We start from the raw sequence: 21,691 nt of genomic DNA on the forward strand, positions 1-21,691 counted from the left end.
CGGGGGCAGGCTCAGGGCCTGGGCTCAGGCGCTCGCCACCAGTCGGCCGTCCTCCAGGCTCACCACTCGGTCAGCGATGTCAATGATCTTGTTGTCGTGGGTCACCATCACGATCGCCGCCCGCTGCTCGTCGGCCAGCTGGCGGAACAGCTCCACCGCCATCCGGCCGGAATCCTTGTCGAGGGCGGCAGTGGGCTCATCGGCCAGTAGCAGCTGGGGCTGGGGCGCCAGGGCACGGGCGATCGCCACCCGCTGCTTCTGGCCGCCGGAGAGCTTCTCGGGGTAGTAGCTGCTCCGCTCGGCCAGGTCCACCTCGGCCAGCATGACCGCGCAGCGTTCGTCCATCGCCGGCCGGCCTCGCTCCAGCCAGTTGGGGTGTACCTCCAGGCCTACCCGTACGTTTTCGAGCGCATTGAGATAGGGCAGCAGGTTGTGGGCCTGGAAGATGAAACCCACCTGGCGACGCAGCCGGGTGAGGGTGGTCCGATCAGCGTGCAGAAGCTCCGATCCCAGGATGCGCAGGCTGCCGCACTGGGCCGCCCGCAACCCGCCCAGCATGGTGAGCAGGGTGGTTTTGCCCGAACCTGAGGGGCCGGTGAGGATCAGGATCTCGCCTGGCTGCACGGTCAGGCTGATGTCGTGGAGCACCGGCTTGGCCGCACCAGCCTCCACGAAGGCGTGGTCGAGGTGCTCGACCGTAATCAGGGGTGTGATTGGTGGCGTGATTGGTGGCGCCATAGTCAGAAGATGTCGGCTGGATCGAGGCGGCGCAGCTTGGCGGTGGCCAGCCAGCCCGACACGCCGCACACGCCCAGGGTGAAGGCGAACACCAGCACCGCTCGGCCGGCGCTCATCACCACCATCAGTGAGGTGGAGCGGGCCAGGAAGCCGTAGAGCCCCAGCGAGAGCAACAGGCTGGGGGCGAAGGCCAGCAGGGCCAGGATCAGCGACTCCTGCATGATGATCCCCACCACAAAGCCGTCGTCGTAGCCAATCGCCTTGAGGGTGGCGTACTCCGTTAGGTGATCGCTCACGTCGGAGTAGAGGATCTGATAAACAATGATGCCGCTTACCACCAGACCCACCAGCACTCCCAGGCCGAAGATCAGGCCGAAGGAGCTGTTGCGGCGCCAGTAAGCCTCCTCGGCGGCGGCTAGCTCCTCAATTGTGAATACCTTCACCGAGGGATCGAGGAAGGTGGCCAGGGTGGTCTTCACCCGCAGCGGGTCTACGCCTGGCTGCAGTTGAATCACGCCCATCTGGATGTCGTCGGCGCTCTGGTTGGGGAAATAGTTTTTGAAGTTGGTGGCCGATGTCACCAGGTTGATATCGGCAGCGAAGGTGAGTCCCAGCGAGAAAAGACCGGTCACCACCGACCGCACGCCGCCCAGCTCGGTCTCGTAGCTGCCCTCGCGCCGCACCGTGGCAGCCACCGGACCGGCGTTGGCCTTGGATCGCACATCGAACAGCAGGGCATCGCCGCGTTGCAGCAGCAGCCGATCGTTGGCCAGCTCGGGCAGTCGCAGAGCCGGGTTCTCCGGCGCGATGCCGAAGACCAGCGCCTGTTTCTGCTGGCGGGTGTCGCTGTTGAGCCACTGGCTCAGGCCCAAATACAGCGGTGTCACGGCCTTCACCCCTTCCACCCCTAGGGCCTGGGTGAGACGGGCACGGGGAAAGTTCACCTGCTCACCCAGGTAGAGGTAGCGGCCGCTAACCATCACCAATTCGCCGTTGATCTGCTGGATCGGGCGCTTCTGGCTGTCGTAGAGGCCGCCGGAGAGCCCTAACTGGAAGAACACCAGCACGTTGGCGAAGCTGACCCCGGCGATGGCGGCGGCCAGGCGCATTGGCCGGTGGATCGCCTGGCGCCAGGCCAGGGGCGTGCGGCGCAGCACCAAGGGCAAAGGTGGCAGGCGCGGGATCTTTTGGCTCATCGTGGGCTCGGCTGCGACAGGCCGCTCTGTTCGCGCCGCTGCTGGTCCACCAGCTGCTCCAACCGCTGGCGCTGCTCGCGCTGCTGTTCGGGCGTGAGTGGCTCGAACAGCACGTTCACCTGCAGGTAGTTGATGGCGCTGGCCATCGCGGCCGCCTCCGGCCCCAGGCCGATCTTCACCTCGAATACCCGCCGGTCGAGGTTTTCGCCTGCTTGACCGCTGAACACGCTCTGGCGGCTCACCTGGCGGGCGATCTCCACCACCTTGCCCTCCATCTGTTTGTTGGGGAAGCCGTCGGCGCTGATCACCGCCCGCTGGCCCAGGGTGATGCCGCCCCGGTCGGTCTGGTACACCTCGGCGATGACCCCCATGCGGCTGCTGTCGCCCAACTCGAGAATGCCCTCATCTCCCACCTTGTCGCCCGGGTAGGCATTGATCTTGAACACCGTGCCGCCGAAGGGCGCACGGATCGTGGCCTTGGCCAGTTCGGCCTGATTGCGGGCCAGGGTCGCCCGCGATTCGTCCCGTTCGGCTCGCAGGGTGGCCTCGTCGCTGAGGGCCTGCTCCAGGTTGGCCCGGCTGGTGCTTTCGATCGTGATCCGCCGGTCGCGCACCTCGGCGCTGCTGGCCCCTTGGGCGTAGAGCTGGCTGTAGCGCCGCAGCTCCACCGTCGCCTGGGTCAGCTCGGCCCGGTAGCGGCTGATCACACTGGCCTGGGCCGTCACCTTGCGCTCCGCGACCTGCACCGCTGCCTGGGCTTCCCGCACGCTGCGATCGAGGCTTTGGGCGCTGTCCATCACCGCCAGCACCTGGCCCTTGCTCACCTGCTGGCCCTCCTTCACCCGCAGCTCGCGCACGGCATCGTTGCTGAGCGAGGCCGGCACCGACAGCTTCACCACCCGATCGAGCGGCTCCACCCTCCCCAGGGCGGCGATCCGCCGCGGCAGGGGCTGCTGCTGCTGGGTCTGCTCAGCCTGGTGCCGCTGGTTCTGCCGCACCGCCAGCCCGATCCCCACACCGGCCAGGGCCAGGGCTGCCAGGCCGGGCACCAGCCAGCGGGGCCACGGTCGACTCGGTGCACCCGAGGGGCGGATTGCCATGGCAGCTTTTCTTTCTTTACCCGTTGTAGAGCGAGTGGCGGCCGCCGACTAGGACCAGCTGATTAACGCTTCACGCTGCAGGATGGCTACTGCAGCTTCCGTTCATCCATGCCCCTCCCCGGCGACTGGCTGAATCCTGAGACGACAGCCAAGTTGCTTGACCTCCTGCGCTCCCCTGCAGGTGCCCTGGCCTTTGTGCCCCTTTACGCGCTCTGGGTAACCCTGTTGCTGCCGGGGGTATGGGCTTCGATGCTGGCTGGCGCCCTGTATGGCACCTGGTGGGGCAGCTTGATCGTGTTTGTAGGGGCCTGCCTGGGGGCCGAGGCCGCTTTCCTGCTCGGCCGCACCTGGATGCGCAATTGGGCCCGCCGGCGGCTGGCGGTGGTGCCGAAGCTGCTGGCGATCGAGCAGGCGGTGAGCCGGGAGGGGCTGAAGTTGGTGCTGCTCACCCGCCTCTCACCGGCCTTTCCCTTCTCCCTGCTCAATTTCGCCTATGGCCTCAGTGAGGTGAGCCTGCGCGACTACACCATTGGCTTGATCGGCATCCTGCCCGGCACGATCCTGTTTTGCGGCCTGGGCGCCTTGGCCGGCGATGTGGCCCGCTTCGGCGAAGTGCTCTCAGGCCAGGCCGATGCCGGCACCTGGGCCCTGCGGATTGTGGGCCTGCTGGCCACCGTGGTCTCGGTGTGGGTGGCTGGCAAGGCGGCGCAGCGGGCACTTCAAGTTAAGGATTGATTGTGATTAGAGGGGCTTTGTGATGAGCTATGCGGTGCACTTGTTGCCTTTACGACATTACTGCCAATTTTGCCTAAATTCCTAACCAGGCCATAAACAGCGGGGGCTGGTGCTCAAGCCACGGTGATGTCAGACCGAATTTGTCTGACCCATGGCTCCCGCCCCCAAGGCCAAATCCAGCGTCAATTTCGAAGTCCAGGCATCTGCCCGCAAATCTGAGAGTGCCGTTCAAGTAGCAGCATCTGCAGTCGCACCAGCACCTGCAGCCGCACCAGTATCAGTGCCTGTTGCCGCACCAGCAGCAGTGCCTGCTGCCCCGGCTCTGGCCAACAGCAATGCATTCCCTGGTCAGCCTGCAGAAGCTCCCGCAGCTCCCCTGCTGGGAACTCTCAACCTGACGCCCACTGGCACCTCGGGCGAACAGTTCCAGACCGAAATTTCCGCCACCGTCACGATCGGCGGCAAGTTGTTTGTGCTCTCCAGCGGCGGCGGCAGCACCCTGCAGGTGACTGATGCCACCGATGCCACCCAGCCAGAGCTGGTGGGCCGTGAGTCCTATGGCGACGGCTACGTCTCCACATCAGTAGCCAGCTACGGCGATCTCCTGGCTGTGGCCCTGTCGCCGGCCGACTACGACACCACCGGCGGCAAGGGCCTGGTGCGCTTCTATCGCGTCGGCGTCAACGGCACGCTCACCCAGATTGCCGATGTTGTTGTTGGCTATCTGCCTGATGGGATCGCCTTCAATGAAACTGGCACCAAGCTGGTGATTGCCAATGAAGGTCAGCCTGCGGCTGGCTACACCCTGGATCGCCCTGGCAGCATCGGCATCATTGACATTCAGGGTCGCGTGAACCCTGTTTTCACCTATACCGATCTTCTCTTTGATAATGTTGCCCTGCCGGAGGGCATCCGCATCTCCGGCCCCACGGGTACCACCCAGGCCACCGACATCGAGCCTGAATACGTCGCGATCCAGGGCATCTACGCCTACGTGACGTTGCAAGAGAACAATGGCGTGGCAAAGGTGAATCTGGCCACCAACACGATCGAGAAGATCTTCTCCCTGGGAACGGTCGACTACAGCACCCAGTTGGTGGATCTGAGCGACAAGGATGGTGGTTTCAAGCCCATGCTGGGCCAGGACTATGAGGGCCTGCGCATGGCCGACGGCATCGCTGCCTACAGCGTCAAGGGTAAGGACTACTTCATCACCGCCAACGAGGGTGATGGCCGTGAGTACGGCACCTACACAGACGAAGCCCGCGGTTCCGGCAACGCCAATCGGGTCAAGCGTCTGACGGATGACGCCAATGTCGGTACTGATCTCACCACCACCTTCGGCAGCCGCAGCATCACCATCTTCGATGCCGACACCGGTGCCATGCTCTGGGACAGCGGCAACACCCTGCAGACGATTGCCTTCGCTGCCGGTGTGTACGACGACGGCCGCAGTGACGACAAGGGCGCGGAACCCGAGGGCGTGGTGGTCGCCAAGGTGGACGGCCGCACCTACGCCATCGTCTCGCTGGAGCGGGGCGTCAGCTCGATGCTGGCCGTGTTCGACGTGAGCGATCCCACCGCCGGTCAGTTTGTGACCAGCACGGTGATCGCCGGAAGTATTTCACCTGAAGGCCTGCTGGTGGTAGATGCCAAGCAGAGCCCCACGGGCCGCACGCAGTTGGTGGTGTCTAACGAAATCTCCAACACTCTCAACATCTTCGACCTCGAGGCCCTGATCGCGGCGCCTCCTGTGGCCGGTGCCGGCACCTTCACCAGCACCATGCTCAAGGATGTGGAGGGTGGCCCGGAGCTGCAGATCACCAGCCTGCTCACGGCCGGTGAATTCACCAATGGCCTAAACCCGGGCGACAGCGTCTACGCTCCCACCAGCATCTTTGATGGCCAGGGTGCTTACGACAATGGCGATGGCACCTATACCCTCCTGGTCAATAGCGAGCTCGGTTCCACCAGCGGCTATGGCTACCTGCTGCCTGGGGTTGAGGGTGGCTTCACTGGCGCCCGCGTTAGCAGCCTGGTGATCGATAAGGACGTCGACGATGACGCCAGCAACGGCTACCAGAGTGCCGTGATTGCCGGTGGCCTGGCCTACGACAGCATCTACCTCGATGGCTCAGACACGGCGATCGATGAGGCTGCCGATCTTGGTGCCGGATTCAAGCGCTTCTGCGCCGCAAATCTGGTGGAAGCCAACAGCTTTGGTGCAGACATGGGCTTTGCCGATCGCATCTACTTAGTGGGTGAAGAGGAGTTCGTGGGTGCTGGTGGCTCCTTCTTTGCCCTTGATGTGAATGGCCGCGCCATCCACGAGGTGTTGGGCTTCGGCAAGGGCACCTGGGAGTCGGCCACAAGCATCGACACCGGCAGCACCGACACGGTGGCCGTGCTGCTGTTTGACGATGCCAAGGCGCCTCTCTACATGTGGGTGGGCACCAAGAGCGCGGCTGCGGATGCCAGCTTCCTGGAGCGCAATGGCCTGGCAGCTAGCCAGGGGACGCTTTACACCTACGTCACCACGGCGCTCGATGGTTACGAGACTGGTGCGAGCACAGGCCCGGACTCTTCCGATCTGTTCGCCTTCACCGAGGTGAATGGCATCAATACAGCCATCAACGGCAGCTGGGTTGATCTGGCAAGCCTTAATGCCGATTACGCCAGTCTGGGCGCTCCCGCCCTGCGCGAATTGGCGGTCAATGCCGGTGCGTTGCAGCTCAGCCGGATCGAAGACGGCGAGGTGAATCCTCTCAACAGCCAGCAGGCGGTGTTCGTATCCACCGGTACGGCTGATTTCAACAAGGGTGATCTTTACGGCAACGTCTACACCCTGGATTTCAGTGCCGCCTTCGGCAGTGATGGCTTGGTTGCCGCCTCTGGTGAATCGGTGCTCAAGGTTGTCTATGACGGCGATCTGCTGGATGACCCCACCACGGGTCTCCGCAACCCCGACAACATGACCATCAGTGCCGATGGTTTTGCCTACCTCCAGGAGGACCGGGCCAACGGCGGCGGCACTGACATCAGCGCCGGCAACTTCGGCACCCAGGAGGCCTCGATCTGGCAGCTGGAAATCGACTCGATCACCGGTGACTCCATTGGGGATCCCACCCGCTGGGCCCAGATCGACCGCACCGTCTTTCCTACGGATTATGGGCAGACCCAGCCCACCTACACCAACCCAGACACCAATGGCGTTGGCAACTGGGAGTCTTCGGGCATTATCGATGTCTCGGCGATTTACGACTCCACAGCTGGGTCTTACTTCCTGGCCAATGTTCAGGCCCACAGCATCAAGGACGGCAACATCGGCGGCTCCGGCTACTTGGGGGAAGGTGGTCAGATCGATCTGATTCAACAAACCATCTGAGTTCTCCAGCTCGGATTCACTTGCCCCCCGAAAGGGGGGCTTTTTTATTGCCTGCCTTAGGGCAGCCGCCAATCGCGCAGCGCTGCGATCAGCACAAACCAAGCCAGCCTCAGCTTTGCCAGCAGCCCCTGCTGGGCGGCGAGCTGGTCGTATTTGGCGCGGCCGCACTCCGTTTTGATCCAGCGGTAGGCCTGCGGCAGGGGATGGTCCATGAAGCCATCTTGCCGCGCAGCCCCTTAGGGGAACTGTGGTTCGCTTTTGGGCCTTAAGTGGGTAGAGCGCTCACAGCTGATGAAACCCCCGCAACCCAGCGCCTGGGATTGGCTGGCTATCGATCGAGCCCCCCAGCCCCCGGATCTAAGTCAGATCGGCTCGCCGGAGGCCCTCACTGCCTACCTAGTAGGCGTTGAGGAGCGCATGCAGCGGCTTGCCCTCATCGTTGAGGCGCTGAGGCAAAGCTTGGCGGCTGGAGGGCTGCTCAGTGAAGCCCAGCTGCTGGAGAAGGTGGCCGAGCTTGATTTGAGCGATGGGGTTGCCGATGGGCGCAATGTGGCGCCTGTGCTGCAGGTATGCGGCAAGTGCGGTTACAGCCAAACGGGCCAGCACCGCTTTTGTGTGCGCTGCGGCAGTGATGCGTTGCGGCCCGCCGAAGCGCTGTCTGATCCCTAATCTTTGCCCATAACTTTTTCCTGCTTGGGGCTAGGGCCATCGACTTGCTTTTGTGGTTACTGGGTGCTCGGCGTTCACGCCGCCGGCCCCGAGGCGGGCAACCTCTAGCCGAGCAACCCCTAGCCGAGAAAACTTTTGCTGCGCCAACCTCCTTCGATTTAGGGCAATGGCAGCCCGATCGACCGATTAATCTGTTGCTGGAGGTTGATCACCTTCAGCTTGATGGCACAACTTTGAGGGGGCAGATCCGCGTCAAGCGCTATCGCCTTAGCAAGCAGGGAGATCAGGCAATTCTGGGAGCTCACTGTCAGCTACTTAAGCGTTTTCTGGATTTCAATAGCCAGTCGCTGCAGCGCTGTTTGGATTTGCAGAGTGGCGAACGGATCGATGATCTGCCCGCCTTTCTTGAGGCCAGCCATGCTGCTAGTCAGCAGGGACAGCTTGACCGTCTCTATCAAAGCCACCAAGATGAATTGGCCGTTCTTTTATATGTGGGGCGTGCCGATGGAGTTTTGCAGCGGCGCGAAAAAGAACTAATTGCCCACTACCTGGCGGGCCGATTTACAGGTGGAGCCTTGCAAGTTGAAGAGATCGCCCATGATCTGGCCTGGAAGCCTGTGCCAAATCGCGATGATTTCAGGCTGGCCACGCAACGGCTTGCGCTGCTGGATGCATCGCTAAAAAATCAGATCGTGCAGCTTTGCAGGCAGCTCATTGAGGTGAAGGAAACCCTTGATGGCGATGAGGAGGGATCTATGGCTGAAGTGATCGCCCTGCTCCAGCCTTAACCAGATCCAGCCTTAACCAGATCCAGCCTTGAGCAGCTCCAGTAGCCCCGCTTCATCCAGCACCGCCACCCCCAGACTCTCGGCCTTGCTGAGCTTGCTGCCGGCCTCCACCCCGGCCACTACGTAGCTGGTTTTCTTGCTAACCGAGCCGCTCACCTTGCCACCGGCAGCCTCAATCAGGGCCTGGGCGGCGCTGCGGCTCAAAGACGGCAGGCTGCCTGTAAGCACAAAAGTCTGCCCGGTTAGGGGCGTCTCGGGCCCAGTTCCAGGCTCCTCGGGCCCGGCTGCCAGCGAGAAGCCCAGCCGCTCCAGATCCTCCAGCAGCAGTTGATTGGCGGGGGTGGCAAACCACTGCTGCAGCGATTGGGCGATTTCAGCGCCAATGCCGAACACGGCGGTGATCGACTCGGGTGTGTTGGCCGTGGCGGTCGCCAGATCAGCAGCACTAGGAAAGGCCTTGGCCAGGGCTTTGGCGTTCACCTCGCCCACGTGGTGGATGCCCAAGCCGTAGAGCTGGCGGTGCCATGGTTGCTGTTTGGATGCGGCCAGGGCGACCACTAGGTTGTCGGCGCTCTTGGCTCCCATGCGCTCCAGGCTGGCCAGCAGGGCCCCATCGAGGCCATAGAGGTCGGCGATCGAGCCCACCAGACCCCGATCCACCAGCTGCTCGATCAGCTTGGCTCCCAGGCCATCCACATCCAGGGCCCCCTTGCTCACCCAGTGGCGCAGGGCGCCGCGCAGGATCGCCGGGCAGCTGGAATTGACGCAGCGGGTGGCCGCTTCGCCCTCCTCCCGCACCAGCTCCGAGCCGCACTCGGGGCATACCTGGGGCAGCTCCAGCCGCACGGCCCCCGCTGGCCTCAGTTCGCTCAGCACCCGCACCACCTCGGGGATGATCTCGCCGGCCTTGCGCACCACGATTGTGTCGCCGGCGTGCAAATCCAGTTCCGCCAGCCGGCCGGCGTTGTGCAGGGTGGCTCGGCTCACGGTGGTGCCGGCCAGGGGCACCGGCTCAAATTCGGCCACGGGGGTTACAACCCCGGTGCGCCCCACCTGGCAGGCTAGCCGCAGCAGGATGCTCGGCGCCTCCTCGGCGGCGTATTTCAGGGCGATCGCCCAGCGAGGTGCCTTTTGGGTGAAGCCAGCAGCGTCCTGGAGGCGCAGGTCGTTGAGCTTCACCACCACGCCATCGGTGGCATAAGGCAGGGCGCGGCGGCCCGTGTCCCAGGCGCTGAAGAAGGCTTGCACCGCCGCCAGATTCGGCAGCAGCTCGGCATTGGGGTTCACCTTGAAGCCTGCGGCCTGCAGCCATTGCAGGCTTTGCCACTGGCTGCTGGGCCGCGGCGGGTCCCCCCCAGCTGACTGCCATTCCTCCGGCAGGTGCAGGGTGTAGGCGAAGAAATCCAGCCGCCGCGCCGCCACCACTTTTGGATCCAGCTGGCGCAGGGTGCCGGCGCAGGCGTTGCGGGGGTTGGCAAACAGGGCCTCGCCGCGGGCCGCCCGCTCGGCGTTGATGGCAGCAAAGGTGTCATCGGGGATCAGGGCTTCGCCGCGCACCTCCACCCAGGCTGGTGGGTTCTCGAGCTGCAGCCGTAGGGGCACCGAGGCGATGGTGCGCACGTTGGCGGTGATCTGTTCGCCCCGCTCGCCGTCGCCCCGGGTGGCGGCCTGCACCAACAGGCCATGCTCGTAGCTGAGGGCCAGGGCGTTGCCGTCGATTTTCAGCTCCCCCACCATGGCGAGATCGCCCGTGCGGTCGAGCACCTTGAGCAGCCGGCTATACCAGGCTTCTAAATCGCCCGGGTTGAAGGCGTTGTCGAGGCTGAGCAGGCCGATGCGGTGCTCCACGCTGCTGAACCCCTCAGCCGGAGTGCCCCCCACCCGCTGGCTAGGGCTATCTGGGGTGATCAGCTCCGGCTGGGCTGCTTCCAGCTCCAGCAACTCTTTGTAGAGCCCGTCGTAGACCGAATCCTCCATTTCTGGAGCATCCAGCACGTAGTAGGCGTAGGCGGCTCTTTGCAGCAGCCGCCTCAGTTCGCCGGCGCGGGCCTGGTTGGGGGGAGCGGCGCTCACGGCAACTGAATCAGGCCGCTGCGAGCTTGGTGATCCGGTCTACCCGCCACTGCTCTTCGATTTTGACGAAGGTGAAGTCGAGGGGCAGCTCGTCCTTGCCATCGCTTTTGAGCTTCACCGTGAGGATCAGCTGGCCTTCATCAAGCCGGGGCCGGCCGGATTTGAGGTTGCGATATTTGTTGAGCTGCAGTCCCGCCAGAAAGCGGATGAACTGCTGCCGGTTGACGTGGGATCGGTAGTTCTTGGTGGTGAGCATGTAAGCGCCGTCCACCTGGCCGCTGGCCACCTGGGTGAAGAACTGCTTGATCAGTGGGTTGATGCCGCGGGCGCTGAGCACCAGCTTCACGGCGTTCACGGTCCAGAAGAGCAGCAGGGAGCCTGCGCCGGCCGCTAGGGCCTTGGTGCCGATCTCGCGGGCGATACCCCAATCCATCTCGATTCCAGCTGCGCTTGAGAGGTGCAGAGTCTGACCGACGACCCTGCAGCTTGAGACCTGGCGCCTGGGCTCGGCACAATGCGCCCAGCCCCTGTGCAGCCTGGTGGCATGCCCCTTGAGCCTCTCTTGCCGCTGTTTCACCGGCTCGACCGGGAATGGTTTGACGGCAGCCTGGCGCCTGCTGGTCAGCGGTTAGTGGATCTGCGCTGGAGCGACGGCCGCATGCGCCGCACCGCCGGGCTCTACCGGCGCGGACGCCATGCCGATGGCCGGCCCCTGTGCGAAATCGTGCTTTCGCGGCCCCTGCTTGATCCCCTGCCCCAGGAAGCCACCCTCAGCACCCTCTGCCACGAAATGATCCATGCCTGGGTGGATCGGGTGGTGGGTGTCGAGGAGGCCCATGGCCCCCACTTCCGCGCCCGCATGGCCGCTATCAACGGCGCCCAGGCTGGCTTCAAGGTGAGCATCCGCCACCGCTATCCCGTGCCCGCCAGCACCAGGGCGCCCCGCTGGCTGGCCTGTTGCCCCAATTGCGGCGTCAGCGCCCCCTACCGCCGCCGGGTGCAGGGTTTGGCCTGCCGCTTCTGTTGCGATCGGCTGCACGGCGGCCGTTGGCACGCCAGTTGTCTGTTGCGATTTGAGCAGGCGACCTAAGGTCCCGGCAGCACGGCACTGCCATGGGCGTTTTCCTCTGGACCCTGGAATTCGGAGGCCTCACCATTGCCTTGGTGGGGATGGGCCGGGAGCGCTGGCTGGCGAGTCGTCGTCGCTAGCTGGATCTTTAGCCTGGGACCATGCCTGAATCCTGGAAAGACCTAGATCGCCTGGTGAGTGCGGGCCGCCAGCTGGTAGATGGCGTCTCGGGCGCCCGCCCAGGCTCTCGCAGCGGCAACCGGGGTGAAGGCCGCCGGCTCGATGGCCTGGGTCGTTGGGTGGAAAACAAGCTCGATTGGATCCTTGAAGACGAGGACGACTGGCGAGAGCCCTGGCAGGAGACTCGCCCTGAACTGGGTTCCCAGGACCGGCCGCGCCGCCGCCTTGATGCCATTTCTCGTCGCAGTGCCGCGCCACCCCAGGGCCAGCCCAGGCAAGCAAGGGAGCAGGAAGAATGGCCCGAAGATGACGCTTTCGTCCTGCCCCGTTGGCAGCGGCAGCCGCCCAGTGCGCCCCAAACCCAGCCCCCAGCTCAGTCCCAGCTCACGGGGCGGGCCATGCCCCGCTCCAGCAGACGCCGAGCTGGTGGCTGAGGGCCCACTCCGGCAAGCTGGTTAGGTTGGCCTCAAATGCATTTACAAGATGGGCAGCCTTGTGGTGGTTGGCTTTCCGAAGGCGGAAGAAGCCGAACAGGTGCGGCGCGAGCTGGTGGACATTCAGCGTGAGCAGCTGATTGCCCTAGAGGATGCGGTGGTGCTGGAGCACGACAGCGAGGGCCAGGTGCACCTGCGTCAGGCCATCAATCTCACCGCTGCTGGCGCCCTAGGCGGTGGCTTTTGGGGCACCTTGGTGGGCCTGTTGTTTCTCAATCCCCTGCTGGGTGCTGCGGTGGGCGCGGGCGTGGGCGCAGCCTCGGGCTCCCTTTCCGACATCGGCATCAACGATGGCTTCATGCGCGAGCTGGGCGAGACCCTGCCCCGAGGCAGCGCGGCCCTGTGCCTGCTGGTACGGGAAGCCACGCCTGATCGGGTGATTGAGCGCCTGCGCGCCCATGCTCCCCACGCCAAGTTGCTACGCAGCAACCTCAGCCATACCGACGAGGATCAGTTGCGGGAGCTGCTGGAGCGGGCGCGCCTGCAGGCAGAGGCCCTGCGCTTGGGTTGAGCCGATGGGCTGGGGGTGCGGGCTCCCACCTGAAAGTTGCAGCCCCGCTGGCGCAGCTCCTGATTCACCTGGGTAACCAGATTTGCAGGTAGGTCGCTGGCCATTTCCTCGGCGGAGGTGTTGATCGAGGGTGACCCCTGCTCCAAGGCGCTGAGCAGGTCTGCCCATTGGTCGATCAGGTTGCGCTCGGCCATGGGCCGCAGACCCTGCTCCTGCAGCAGGGTTGCGCAGCCTTCCCCGTTCCAAACGGCGTTGGGGCAGCTGGTATGGGGATGGTGTTGATAGGCCAGGCCCTGTTGCAGGGCCGTACTGCTGGGGGCACCGTTCTGCTGGCGCAGGCCGGCATCGCTGAGTAGCCGGCCGCAATGAACGGCGGATATGCCGTAGATGCGGCCGAGGTCGGTGAGGCTCAACCAGAGGCTTGTAGTCATGGCCAGGCTCCCCGGCGCAAGTGGCCCCATGCTGGGCACAGCACTAGGCGCGTCAATCCGTCAACCTCGAATTGCTGTAAGCCGTTACTGAGTTTGTAAATCGTGACAAAGCTTGGCTGGGCCCAGCCAGTGCTCAAGGGCTGGTGAGAACACCTCCCGAATCACGGTGAGCTCCTTGCCGCCGCGGAAGAAGCGGTAGTGGCGACTCCAGAAGGGGCCCGGCAAGCCAAAGCGCTGCTCCAGCCAGGGAGCAGCAACAAGGGCCAGGCCATCCACCTCGCGGAACAGTTCAGCTCGCTTGACCGTCAGGCTGCGCCAGATCGGCAGCTCCCGCTGCTGCAGGTAGGCGTCGGCCTGGCTTTGATTCCACCAGCTCTCTGCCCAGGCCAGGGTCTTGTCGCCGCAGCGCAGCCATACCTGACGCCGCAGCAGGGGGCCATCGAGCTCGACGATTTCGGGGGGCGGTGGCGCGCCGGTGCTGGGGCCGGCTGGCTCAGGCGCCATGGCGATCAGCTCGATCTCCACCGGCTTGCCCGTGAGCGACTCCAGGTGCCGGGTGGGGCTGCCATCACCCAGCAGCAGCAGCCGCCAGGGGCCGCTGAGCCTGGCCGCAAGCGTGGAGCCCAGCAGGTTTTCCTGCCCCCAGCCGTCAACTGGAACGGGCGAGGCCATCAGGGAATTGCCGGGATTCACGCCGGAGGGCTCCGCAATCATCTGGGCCCATCCTGATCAGGCTCGCTAGCCCAGCGTGAACGCTGCCCGTTCGTCAGAATCTTTGCAACTGCCTGGAGGAGGCGAACTGCATGCTTCCAGACGTGGTCGTGCTCAACCTGCATCGCCGCTACACGGGCGTTTCGGCCACGGTGAAGGCACTGCTGCCGCGTCAGCGCCAGACCCTGGCAATTGGGCTCTGGGATCAAGGCAACCTGGAATTGCCCGACCGTTTGGGTCTCTGGGCCCTGCTGCGCTGGGGCTGGACTAGTCCCCACAAAGGGCCCTGGCGTATCTGGCACGCGCGTCGTGACAATGAGATCTTGCTGGGTTTGGTCCTGCGCTCCCTACTGCGTCAGCCCTGGCAGGTGATCTTCACCTCTGCAGCGCCAAAGCGACCAGGTTGGTGGTTGCGCCAGTTGATCCGCTGCACTGATTTGGTGATCGCAACATCGCCCCGATCAGCTGGCTTTCTTGAGCGTTGTGATGCCGTGATTTTTCACGGTGTCGATTGCGAGCAGTTTCAGCCTGCAGCAAACCGAGAGGCAGCTCTGGCCGAAGTGGGGATGGAAGGCCTCAAGTGCATAGCCAGCTTTGGCCGAATCCGACCCAGCAAGGGCACTGATTTGCTGGTGGAGGCATTGGTTGCGTTATTGCCCGAGTTTCCTGGCTGGGTGGGGGTGATTACGGGCCTTTGTCAACGCCGTGATCAGGCTTATCTTGCCGCTTTAAGACGGCAGATTGCCTTGGCTGGCCTAGAGCAAAGAATTCATTTTGTGGGAGATCTTGATCCTGTCGATATACGGCGTTGGTATCAACGGGCCTCGATTTGTGTTGCAGCATCGCGCCGTGAAGGGTTTGGCCTCACCCCGCTGGAGGCTATGGCCAGTGGTTGTGTACCGGTCACATCCCAGGCTGGAGCTTGGCCGTGGATTGTGCGGCCTGAATTTGGTCTTATTTTCGAAAACGGTGACCACCTGCAGTTGGCAGCCGCACTTCGCGACTTGATGAGTGATGAAGGGCGTCTCCAGGTAATGTCAGCGAAAGCCCGCATGGTCGCGCTTCAGGAGTTCTCTATTGAAGAGGAGGCGGCTCAGATCAATTCCCTGTACTCCACGTCCTTAACCAAATCGAGGAGTCAGCAGCAATGAGAGCGGCTGCCAGGCCAGATGTAAGCGTCATTATTTCCACATATAATTCGCCGAGTTGGCTTAAATTTGTATTAGAGGGCTATTTTCTGCAAAGCTTTAATGGTTCCTTTGAGATTATTGTTGCCGATGACGGTTCGACCGCCGAAACGGGCCGACTGATTGAAGCTCTGAGTCGCCGCAGTCCAGTGCCTTTAATACACGTCTGGCAGCCTGATCAAGGATTTCAGAAATGTAGAATTCTCAATAAAGCAATTGCCAAGTCCGCCGGTGAGCTGCTGCTATTGACTGATGGCGACTGCGTGCCCCAACCTCATATGGTGAAGCTGCATGCTGAGCGGGCGCGCTTTGGCAGTTTTCTCACTGGTGGCTATTTTAAGTTGCCAGAATCGCTTTCGCACCTGATTTCGCTCGAGGATATTAAGCAGGGTCGCGTATTTAAGCCGGCTTGGCTGGTCAGTAATGGTTTGCAGCCATCTGCATCGCTACTCAAGCTAATGCTTGTGGCGCCATTCGATCGACTTGCTAATCGTCTTACTCCCACGAAGCGAACTTGGAACGGACACAATTCCTCCTGCTATCGAGCAGATGCTATTGCCGTTAATGGATTTAATGAGCAGATGCAATATGGAGGCGAAGACGTGGAATTTGGCTGGCGACTTAATTTCTCTGGCATTAGGGGGCGCCATCTAAGATTTTCTACGGTGCCTGTGCATTTGTTTCATCGCCATAGTTATGTCACACCTGAAATGCTGGATCGCAGCAAGGAGTTACGTGCCGAGACCCGCAGGTTGCGTATCAAGCGAGCTGAGCTTGGCTTAGATCAGTGGCTATGACTTATTTCTCAAACCACTAAGAGTTCGTTGAATTAATTGTTTCGAGCCGCCAGGCCAGCAAGTGCTCAATTCATTAAAGTCATAGGAGGTGGCATCTTTAGGGCTAGCCTTAGTTAATTGGCCGAGCGAAAAAATCTCGGCAAATTTTGATACTTCCAGGGTGTGCTTTTTGCCTAGCTGGCGCATCCCTTGCATAACGTCGCCGTGTGAAAGCTTTTGCAGCTCTACTTCGATTGTTTCTGCTATTGGGCCTGTATTCGCCAGGAGGGTAATTCCCTGGGAATCGCGAGCTAGCCACTCATTTTTGTGGGTATTGGCAGCAACTAGAAAAGAGGGTACATCCATGCAGGCGCATAGAATTGCCATGTGATAGCGACCGCCGATATGAAGCCGGCATTTAGAGATTTTTTCTGCTGCATCTTCCAGTTCTTCATAATAGCAAAATTCACCGCCAAGCTCTAAAATTGTATCTCGTAAAGGCAGTAGATCTTGCCATTGCTTTGTGAGCACGAGTGGCAAATGACCGGAGTGCTTGCAGTAGTCGATTGCCCGCCTTGCAGTTTCAATATTGGCCTGTCGGTTAAGGCCGGCGCTGGTGGTTATCAGTAGATGGGTGCGATCAGATAGTGGTTTGATATTTGCGCGCTGCCACGAGCAGGCGGCATCGGGAACAAAGTTGACTTTGTAAGTCTCTGCGCTGAATTGATCGCGCACGGAGAAGTGTGCTGACCAGTTTATTAGTGTTTTAATGAGCTGCGATCTTTCGTCGCTAAATAGTGGGAAGGTTCCGTTTATTGTAATTAGGGGTGCCGTATATGCCTTGCCAAATAAAAGGGGGAGGGAGAGTAGTCTGAGCATGCGCATCGGCCCATCCCACTCGTTAACTGTTCCCTCTGGCTGGAAGATGGCTAAATCATAAGACCCTAGTGTTCTAACGCAATATTCGCCATATTCATGGGCCGCAAGGGCGTTCATTCCGGCAAGACTTGGTTTTCTCATGTCTGCCATGAGGAGCCTAGATGCTATTTGAATCCCAACACTTCGCCCAAATCGCCATGGCGCTGGGATTAGCTGAAGTTCTAAGCCATTGAGCGCAAAAGCCTGAGTCAGATTTCGCTTAAGTAAGCGGCTTGTTAGCCGGCAGCCGACATTCTCTCGGCCGTCCGTATCATTAATGAATAGGGCCTTAATTCGACGCATTGGCATTAGTTAAGGTTTAGTACTTGGTTCGCTGCTAAATTTTCAATGTACGCTCTTTCGCGGCTCCAGTCGTGTCGCTTCCAGCCTTGGAAGCCAAAGCCAAATAGTCTGATATTGGATCTCTTTGCATGCAGGTCAACAATATGCCTTACGGCTAACAAGCCGCTGCTTGGGAATCTGCTGCGTAGCCCCATGCCCTCAATCTGAAGGGCCTGGCAAGCTTTCTGGTAGGCCTCTGCGCTCAGAGTTATGCAAGGCTTTTGGTGCTGGCTTGCCAGGTCTTTACATTGCTGAGTGAGGTCGGCCCGTCTCCCCTTTAGCCAGGAAACGGGATTTGGTTTTGGCATGTATTTAGCAATTATTTGGGGGTGATAGGGAAGCATTAGGGATTTAGCTTGTCTAAATATTGGTCCTTTGATGTATTGGCTGCATCCTAAAAGCTGACTGGTTTGCTTGGATGAATTCGAAAGTACGAGGATGTCGGTTTTCGCGGCTCCGTATATATGGCTCGGGGGGGGTGAGTTGAAGCGAACTATCAGATTTGCCTGCTCGATTGCGGTTAGATCAGCTTGTTTTAGTGCGCCATTGCCAACAATGGCTATCTCATCCATGTCTGGCTACTTGGTGGGACTTGGGGAAAGGGTTCTTAGTAGCCGCTGCTGATGCTGATGCGGCGTTGTTCGCCGCCCTTTTCAATGACCGCCGTATCACCACTGGCAGAGCGCAAGCGCCAGCCGCTGCTGCCGATGCTCTCGCCCACGGCGGCGCTGGTAGAGCTGCCGCCCAATTGAAAGATTGCTGAGCCGCTTTGCCCTGGCACCTGCACCACTCCCACGAGCTGGGGAGCGTTACCACCACCGCCACTATTTCCACCACCACCACTCGAGGCGCTGCCCCCAGTGCTGCTGGCTGAGCCGGTGGCAGCCGGTGCCGGACTGGTGATGCGGCTATTGATGGGCACTTTGAGTACGTCGGCTGCTGGGGCGCTGCTGGCTGGCAGGGTTGCCAGCTCTTCCATCCAGGGTTCGCCTGGCGGCGGTGGGGGCAGCTCTCCGTCTTCCCCTGCCCCAACTGCGACGGCTGCCTGGGCGGGCTCGTTTGCTTGGGCTGGGGTTGTGCCGGGCCCCATGGTGCGCAGCCGCTCGATCAGCAGCATGTTGCGCTCCTGGCGGATGGCCTGCTGGCTCTGGTTCCAGAGGCCGAGCACGGCCAGGGCCATCCCTGCTACCACCATCACCGTCACACTGGCTCCTGCCAGCAGCAGGCTGGGCTGGCGGCCAACCTGATCTGCAAGCCGCTGCAAGGGTTTGGCCGCCGAGGCTGGGCGGCGCCTTGCTGAAGCTGGCTTTGGTTTGGAAGTTGGTTGTTTAGCTGGGGCTGGCCTGGAGGCAGGGGGCTTAGACGCAGCAGAATGAGACGCATCAGAATTAGACGGAGCAGCGTTAGAGACTGCTGCTGGCGGCAGGTCATGCAGCTCTACGGGGATGCTGCCGGCATCGGAAAATGCTGCAGGCGTGTCGCAGACCTCCACCTCAATCGGCTTTTCGGGTTCGAACACCCGATTGAGCACCTGCTCTGCCTTGAGCTCCCAGTAGGCCCGGGAGGTAGGGATGCCTCGTACCGGACTCACTTGCTGCTACCTCTTACCTAATGAGATCAAGATTACCGGCCCTTTGCTGACTTGACGAGTTTTGGCGTTTGCGTAGCTCCAGCCAGAGCAGCAGGGCCGTGACGTCGGCAGGGCTAACCCCGGGGATGCGGGCGGCTTGGCCGAGGCTGAGGGGTTGGATTGAGTTGAGTTTTTCGCGGGCTTCCTTTGAAAGGGTGGCAATGGTGGCGTAATCCACGTCTGCTGGTAAGGCCCGGTGCTCCTGCTTTTTCACCTGGTCGATCTGCTGCTGCTGACGGGCCAGGTAGCCGCTGTATTTGATGTCGATCTCAGCGCCCTCACGCACGTCGCTTGGCAACTCCGCCGGCGCCAGGCCTAGCCGCACCAGATCGCTGCTGTGGAAGCCGGAGCGGCGCAGCAGGTCGGCCAAGGTTATCGATCCCCTGATGGGCGCTTGGGTCTGGGCCTCCACGGCGGCGGCGGCCGGGTCGCTGCCCTTGAGCCGCACCGATTCCAGGCGCTGTTTTTCGCCGCTGATGGCTTGTTGTTTGGCGGTGTAGATGGCCCAGCGCTGCTCGTCGATCAGGCCCAGCTCCCGCCCTAGGGGGGTGAGGCGCCGGTCGGCGTTGTCGCCCCGCAACACCAGCCGGTATTCGCTGCGGCTGGTGAGTACGCGGTAGGGCTCGCGCAGATCCTTGCTGATCAGGTCGTCGATCATGGTGCCGATGTAGCTGCCCTCCCTGGGGAAGTGCACCGGCGCTTGGTCGCGCACCAGGCGGGCGGCGTTGAGGCCAGCCACCAGGCCCTGGGCCGCGGCTTCCTCGTAGCCGGTGGTGCCGTTGAGCTGGCCGGCGCAAAACAGCCCGGCTACCCGCTTGGTTTCCAGCGACGGCTTGAGCTGGGTGGCGGGCAGGTAGTCGTAGTCGACGGCGTAGGCGGGCCGCAGCATCACGCATTGCTCCAGGCCCGGCAGGGTGCGCAGCAGCTCGAGCTGCAGCCGCTCCGGCAGGCCGGTGGAGAAGCCCTGCACGTAAATCTCAGGCGTGTCGCGGCCCTCGGGTTCGAGAAAGATCTGGTGGCTTTCCTTGTCGGCGAAGCCCACGATTTTGTCTTCGATTGAGGGGCAGTAGCGGGGGCCCTTGCTGTCGATGAAGCCGCCGTAGATGGGGGTGAGGTGCAGGTTGTCGCGGATTAGCTGGTGGGTGGCTGCCGTGGTGCGGGTCATGTGGCAGCTCATCTGCTCGCCGCTCACCCAGGAGGCCGGATCAAAGGAGAAGAAGCGATCTACGGCATCGCTTGGCTGCTCTTCAAGTTGGTCGAGGGCGATGCTGCGCCGGTCTACCCGGGCTGGGGTGCCAGTTTTGAGCCGGCCCATCTGGAAGCCCAGCGCCTCGAGGGCTTCGCTGAGGCCAACGGCGGCCTGCTCTCCTGCCCGGCCGGCGCTCATCGACTGGTTGCCCACCCAGATCTGACCGCCCAGGAAGGTGCCGGTGGTGAGGATTACGGCGGCGGCGCCGTAGCTGCTGCCGAAGTAGGTGCTGATGCCGCTGATGCGGGCGTCCTCGCCGGGGGTGCCCGCCACCACCAGCCCGGTCACCATCGCTTCGCGCAGGGCCAGGTTTGGCGTGTGCTGCAGCAGCTGCAGCATCTGGCGGGCGTACTGGCGCTTGTCGGTTTGGGCGCGTAGGGCCCACACAGCAGGGCCGCGGCTGGCATTGAGCACCCGCTTCTGCAGGGCCGTGGCATCGGCCAGCCGGCCGATCACGCCGCCGAGGGCATCCACCTCGTGCACCAGCTGGCTCTTGGCTGGACCGCCCACCGCCGGGTTGCAAGGCTGCCAGGCGATGCGATCGAGGTTGAGCGAAAACAGGGCCGTGTTTAGCCCTAGGCGAGCGGCGGTGATGGCGGCCTCACAGCCGGCGTGGCCGCCGCCCACCACGATCAAGTCGAAGTGCTCGGTGCAGGGTTCGACGCACGTCTGGCTGGCTGGGGTGCTGAACGGCATTTGTTTATTTAAGAGCCAAGCCTGCCTTTTTCAGTGCCAGTGTTTGCGGATCTCGCCGGCGAGGTAGCCCCAGAGCTTGGGCTGGAGTGGATGGCGCAGGATCGTGCGGTGGGGATGGCGCCAGGGGTGCAGCACTTCCTCGGGCTTGGGCCGGCCGTGGAATTTGAGGATGGTGCAGGCTTCCAGCTGGCTTTGGGCGGCGGCGGCATCGCGGCTGGCGAGCTTGCGCAGGACCTTGTAGGAGCGCACCAGCTCTTCAGGCCAATAGGCAAGAGCTGCCGGCGCCAGCTCCTGGAAGACACGGAAGATGAAGTTCTGGTCGCCAGCAAAATACGCTCCGGCGTAGCGGCCCTCCTGCCAGCACTGCCATACCGCCTGGGTGTGGGCGTCGGGCCGGCACCACAGCACCGAGGAATTGAGGATCGGGTAGTTCCAGTCGCGCACGCCCATCAGGCTGGCGCTTGCGTTGCGGCCGAGCTCCACTAGGGGGGCTAGGTCGGCCCTGATCACCAGCGTGGAGTCGAGAAACAGGAAGGGATCGCTGCCCGTGAGGGCCTGATCAAACAGGCGCAGCTTGCTGAAATAGCCCCGCAGCCTGCCCTCCTCTAGGTCCTGTTGCACCAGCTGTTGATGGCTGGCGGACGGCTCGCCAAAGCGACCTGGTTCGGGCCTTTCGGTGTAGATGATGAAGTGATGGGGTTCACCCAACTGCCTGGCCACCATCGCCGCCAGCCGGCTCACCCAAAGATCGGGGTAGCGATCGCCGGTTTGCACCGTCACTACTTTGAGGGGCGCTTGCGTAGGCGGCACCGC

Annotated in this window: 22 protein-coding genes; 9 read left to right on the forward strand and 13 right to left on the reverse strand. The window is 62.3% G+C overall.

What is annotated here, in order from left to right; genetic code table 11:
• Positions 1–24: 24 nt before the first annotated feature.
• Genes KBY73_RS01990 through KBY73_RS02000 form a run of 3 tightly spaced genes read right to left on the reverse strand, consistent with a single transcriptional unit; the run spans position 25 to position 3,034 of the window.
• Entirely contained in the window at positions 25–738 is a 714-nt protein-coding gene (locus KBY73_RS01990) for an ATP-binding cassette domain-containing protein (protein ID WP_254935417.1), read from the reverse strand.
• A gap of 2 nt (positions 739–740) precedes the next feature.
• A complete protein-coding gene (gene devC, locus KBY73_RS01995; protein ID WP_254935418.1) occupies positions 741–1,934 on the reverse strand; it encodes an ABC transporter permease DevC in 1,194 nt (397 codons plus the stop codon).
• Complete coding sequence (locus KBY73_RS02000; RefSeq protein WP_254935419.1) at positions 1,931–3,034, reverse strand: efflux RND transporter periplasmic adaptor subunit; 1,104 nt, start codon at positions 3,032–3,034, stop codon at positions 1,931–1,933. The genes devC and KBY73_RS02000 overlap by 4 nt, the downstream gene beginning before the upstream one ends.
• Before the next feature lie 108 nt (positions 3,035–3,142).
• Here KBY73_RS02000 and KBY73_RS02005 point away from each other — a divergent pair, with 108 nt between their 5' ends.
• On the forward strand, positions 3,143–3,769 hold the full coding sequence (locus tag KBY73_RS02005; RefSeq protein ID WP_254935420.1) for a TVP38/TMEM64 family protein: 627 nt from the start codon (positions 3,143–3,145) through the stop codon (positions 3,767–3,769).
• Positions 3,770–4,073: 304 nt separating this feature from the next.
• Entirely contained in the window at positions 4,074–7,154 is a 3,081-nt protein-coding gene (locus KBY73_RS02010; RefSeq protein WP_254935421.1) for a choice-of-anchor I family protein, read from the forward strand.
• Between the two features lie 56 nt (positions 7,155–7,210).
• On the opposite strand, the gene KBY73_RS02015 is transcribed toward KBY73_RS02010, so the two are convergent.
• Positions 7,211–7,366, reverse strand: a complete 156-nt coding sequence (locus KBY73_RS02015) for a hypothetical protein (protein WP_254935422.1) — start codon at positions 7,364–7,366, stop codon at positions 7,211–7,213.
• 79 nt (positions 7,367–7,445) lie between these two features.
• Here KBY73_RS02015 and KBY73_RS02020 point away from each other — a divergent pair, with 79 nt between their 5' ends.
• A complete protein-coding gene (locus tag KBY73_RS02020) occupies positions 7,446–7,823 on the forward strand; it encodes a hypothetical protein (RefSeq protein ID WP_254935423.1) in 378 nt (125 codons plus the stop codon).
• Positions 7,824–8,017: 194 nt separating this feature from the next.
• On the forward strand, positions 8,018–8,611 hold the full coding sequence (locus KBY73_RS02025) for a TerB family tellurite resistance protein (RefSeq protein WP_254935424.1): 594 nt from the start codon (positions 8,018–8,020) through the stop codon (positions 8,609–8,611).
• Between the two features lie 12 nt (positions 8,612–8,623).
• On the opposite strand, the gene ligA is transcribed toward KBY73_RS02025, so the two are convergent.
• Both ligA and KBY73_RS02035 read right to left on the reverse strand, forming a co-directional pair.
• Positions 8,624–10,684, reverse strand: coding sequence for an NAD-dependent DNA ligase LigA (ligA, locus tag KBY73_RS02030; protein ID WP_254935425.1), 2,061 nt, complete (start codon positions 10,682–10,684; stop codon positions 8,624–8,626).
• A 10-nt stretch (positions 10,685–10,694) separates the two neighbouring features.
• A complete protein-coding gene (locus KBY73_RS02035) occupies positions 10,695–11,117 on the reverse strand; it encodes a hypothetical protein (protein WP_254935426.1) in 423 nt (140 codons plus the stop codon).
• A 111-nt stretch (positions 11,118–11,228) separates the two neighbouring features.
• Between KBY73_RS02035 and KBY73_RS02040 the strand changes: the two genes are divergently transcribed.
• The 3 genes from KBY73_RS02040 (at position 11,229) to KBY73_RS02050 (ending at position 12,938) form a co-directional block, all read left to right on the forward strand.
• Complete coding sequence (locus KBY73_RS02040) at positions 11,229–11,774, forward strand: SprT family zinc-dependent metalloprotease (protein WP_254935427.1); 546 nt, start codon at positions 11,229–11,231, stop codon at positions 11,772–11,774.
• A 140-nt stretch (positions 11,775–11,914) separates the two neighbouring features.
• Entirely contained in the window at positions 11,915–12,367 is a 453-nt protein-coding gene (locus KBY73_RS02045; protein ID WP_254935428.1) for a hypothetical protein, read from the forward strand.
• A 49-nt stretch (positions 12,368–12,416) separates the two neighbouring features.
• On the forward strand, positions 12,417–12,938 hold the full coding sequence (locus tag KBY73_RS02050; RefSeq protein ID WP_254935429.1) for a DUF1269 domain-containing protein: 522 nt from the start codon (positions 12,417–12,419) through the stop codon (positions 12,936–12,938).
• Here the strand turns inward: KBY73_RS02050 and KBY73_RS02055 are convergent.
• Together KBY73_RS02055 and KBY73_RS02060 are read right to left on the reverse strand one after the other, a co-directional pair.
• On the reverse strand, positions 12,878–13,369 hold the full coding sequence (locus tag KBY73_RS02055) for a hypothetical protein (RefSeq protein WP_254935430.1): 492 nt from the start codon (positions 13,367–13,369) through the stop codon (positions 12,878–12,880). The genes KBY73_RS02050 and KBY73_RS02055 overlap by 61 nt on opposite strands.
• 84 nt (positions 13,370–13,453) lie before the next feature.
• Positions 13,454–14,083: a chorismate lyase gene (locus KBY73_RS02060; RefSeq protein ID WP_254935431.1), complete on the reverse strand. Its 630-nt coding sequence runs from the start codon at positions 14,081–14,083 to the stop codon at positions 13,454–13,456.
• Between the two features lie 101 nt (positions 14,084–14,184).
• Between KBY73_RS02060 and KBY73_RS15020 the strand changes: the two genes are divergently transcribed.
• Together KBY73_RS15020 and KBY73_RS02070 are read left to right on the forward strand one after the other, a co-directional pair.
• Positions 14,185–15,231, forward strand: a complete 1,047-nt coding sequence (locus KBY73_RS15020; RefSeq protein ID WP_254935432.1) for a glycosyltransferase family 4 protein — start codon at positions 14,185–14,187, stop codon at positions 15,229–15,231.
• Positions 15,228–16,064 (forward strand): glycosyltransferase family 2 protein, encoded by an 837-nt coding sequence (locus KBY73_RS02070; protein ID WP_254935433.1) that lies wholly within the window; start codon positions 15,228–15,230, stop codon positions 16,062–16,064. The genes KBY73_RS15020 and KBY73_RS02070 overlap by 4 nt, the downstream gene beginning before the upstream one ends.
• Here the strand turns inward: KBY73_RS02070 and KBY73_RS02075 are convergent.
• The 5 genes from KBY73_RS02075 to KBY73_RS02095 form a co-directional block, all read right to left on the reverse strand.
• The gene (locus tag KBY73_RS02075) at positions 16,059–17,039 is read right to left on the reverse strand and encodes a polysaccharide pyruvyl transferase family protein (RefSeq protein ID WP_254935434.1); all 981 of its coding nucleotides are present in this window, start codon (positions 17,037–17,039) and stop codon (positions 16,059–16,061) included. The genes KBY73_RS02070 and KBY73_RS02075 overlap by 6 nt on opposite strands.
• Before the next feature lie 230 nt (positions 17,040–17,269).
• Complete coding sequence (locus tag KBY73_RS02080; protein WP_254935435.1) at positions 17,270–17,875, reverse strand: hypothetical protein; 606 nt, start codon at positions 17,873–17,875, stop codon at positions 17,270–17,272.
• 35 nt (positions 17,876–17,910) lie between these two features.
• Entirely contained in the window at positions 17,911–18,894 is a 984-nt protein-coding gene (locus tag KBY73_RS02085; RefSeq protein ID WP_254935436.1) for a hypothetical protein, read from the reverse strand.
• 13 nt (positions 18,895–18,907) lie between these two features.
• A complete protein-coding gene (gene mnmG, locus KBY73_RS02090) occupies positions 18,908–20,878 on the reverse strand; it encodes a tRNA uridine-5-carboxymethylaminomethyl(34) synthesis enzyme MnmG (protein ID WP_254935437.1) in 1,971 nt (656 codons plus the stop codon).
• A 30-nt stretch (positions 20,879–20,908) separates the two neighbouring features.
• The gene (locus tag KBY73_RS02095; RefSeq protein WP_254935438.1) at positions 20,909–21,688 is read right to left on the reverse strand and encodes a hypothetical protein; all 780 of its coding nucleotides are present in this window, start codon (positions 21,686–21,688) and stop codon (positions 20,909–20,911) included.
• Positions 21,689–21,691 lie beyond the last annotated feature (3 nt).

This window comes from Cyanobium sp. Tous-M-B4 (genome assembly GCF_024345395.1).
GTDB lineage: Bacteria > Cyanobacteriota > Cyanobacteriia > PCC-6307 > Cyanobiaceae > Cyanobium_A.